Origin of the sequence: Cryobacterium sp. MLB-32, assembly GCF_000738085.1 — a bacterium.
In the GTDB taxonomy this organism is placed as follows: Bacteria; Actinomycetota; Actinomycetes; order Actinomycetales; family Microbacteriaceae; genus Cryobacterium.
The window spans coordinates 1-2,025 of the sequence record NZ_JPRS01000274.1 but is presented as its reverse complement, the minus strand read 5'-3'; the positions used below and the strand labels follow the sequence as shown (position 1 = coordinate 2,025).

2 protein-coding genes are annotated in these 2,025 nt (G+C 59.2%); both read left to right on the top strand.

Going from position 1 to position 2,025, the window contains the following annotated elements; translation table 11 throughout:
• Nucleotides 1-1,109 (top strand): extracellular solute-binding protein (locus JF66_RS17475; protein WP_035880020.1); only part of this gene is annotated, 1,109 nt, incomplete at its 5' end.
• 53 nt (nucleotides 1,110-1,162) lie between these two features.
• Nucleotides 1,163-2,025: carbohydrate ABC transporter permease (locus tag JF66_RS17470; protein ID WP_051973714.1), on the top strand; the 863-nt coding region annotated here is incomplete at its 3' end.

Here is a 2,025-nt window from a genome sequence, read left to right as displayed (position 1 = left end):
TCTCGCAGCGCTCAGCAGCGACTGCACCAGACATTTTCTATGAAGACACCACCACGTTGCGAGCTGACGCGGATGCTGGGTACCTCCTCAACCTTGATGAGTACGTTTCCGGGTGGGAAGACTGGGATCAGTTCACCGACGCCGCCAAGGTTGCGGGGGCCAGCGACGACGGAAGCATCTATGCCGTTTCCCTGGGCACAGATACTCGTGCGGTCTGGTACAGCAAGCCCGTTTTCGAGGCGGCAGGGATCGATCTCCCGTGGGAGCCCAAGAGCTGGGACGACGTCATGGAGGCCGCGCGCGCGATCAAGGCGAGCAATCCGGACGTCGTACCGTTTAATCTCTACGCCGGAACAGGCACCGGTGAGGGCTCGAACATGCAGGGTTTCTACCAACTCCTCTACGGCACTGAGCTTGGGGGAGATTCGCTCTACGACTCGGCAACCTCGAAGTGGGTCACTGGCTCGAAGGGTTTCGTAGACTCTCTCGACTTCATCGACAAGCTCTACTCCGAGGAACTCGCTCTGAGTCCGGCACAGGCGCTGGATCCGAACATCTGGAAGAGCATCTTCGGAGAGATGTTCCCAAACGCGACCCTCGGGGCAACGATTGAAGGGTCCTACACGCCGTCGTTCTGGCAGGCCGGCGGATCGTATGAATGGCCCGGGTACGTGGATGACATGGGCGCAACCGTGTTCCCGACCCAGAACGGCCAGACGCCGGGTGGAGTCAGCATGTCTGGCGGCTGGACGCTCGCTGTCGGAGCCAAAACCGCCGACCCCCAGCTCGCGTTCGACTTCATGGCACTGGCACTGAGCAAAGACAACGCACTTACCTATGACAACGAGAATTCGCAGATCGCCGTCCGAAAAGATGTTGCCGCTGACGAGAGCTACATCGCTGGTAACCCGTTTGTGAAGACCGTCACAGACATCGTTGAGGTGACGAACTTCCGTCCGGCGACGGCCGACTACAACCAGATCTCGGCTGAGGTCCAGAAGGCAAGTGAGGCAGTCATCACCGACAAGGCCACCCCCGAGGAAGCGGCCGCAGCCTACGACAAGGCAATCGAAGCGATCGTTGGCGCTGAGGGCGTCATCCAGAAGTAGCAGCCGCGAAACACCCAGGTGCGCGCCCACAGATAAACCAGAACAGGAACACAGTGACTGCAGGATTGCTCGCACCGCAGGACACGCACGTGCGGCGGCCGGAACCGAATTTAGGTTCCCGCCGCCGCCGGGCGCGCGGAATCGTGAAGGCTGTGCGGATGATCCCGCTCCTGCCCGCGATTCTCATCATGATCACCTTTCTCGCCGGACCGATCATCTGGTCGATCTATGGGTCGTTCACGAACGCTTCGCTCACCGGGGTCAACGCGAGCAACCCCCAGTGGATCGGCTTCGAGAACTACGTCAAGCTCGTCAACGATCCCGTTTTTCCTCTCTCCCTGTGGCTGACCGCAATCTTTACCTTCGGCTCCGCCGTGATCTCGCAGAACGTTCTTGGCCTTGGTCTCGCGCTTCTCATGCAGAAAGCGAATAAGAAGGTCACCGCTTCGGTCGGCACGATCATCGTCGCCGCGTGGATCCTGCCCGAGATTGTCGCTGCGTTCGTCTGCTATGCCTACTTCAGTGTCGACGGCACGCTCAACCAGATTTTGGCGAACCTGGGCATGACCGGCCCCAACTGGTTGTATAGCTTCCCCATGTTCGCGATCATCCTGGCGAATTTGTGGCGTGGCACGGCGTTCTCAATGATGGTTTACCAGGCCGCGCTCAACGACGTGCCACCGGAGATTACCGAGGCGGCAATGATCGACGGAGCTGGCGGCTCAAAGCGTCTTTTCCTCGTGACCATTCCCATGATCAAGAACACGATCGCGACGAACACGATGCTAATCAGCCTGCTCACGTTGTCGGTCTTCACTCTCATCTACGTCATGACAGCTGGAGGGCCTGGCAACGACAGCACAACCTTGCCTGTCCTTGCTTACAAGGAGGCTTTCCGTTTCAGCAACATTGGGTA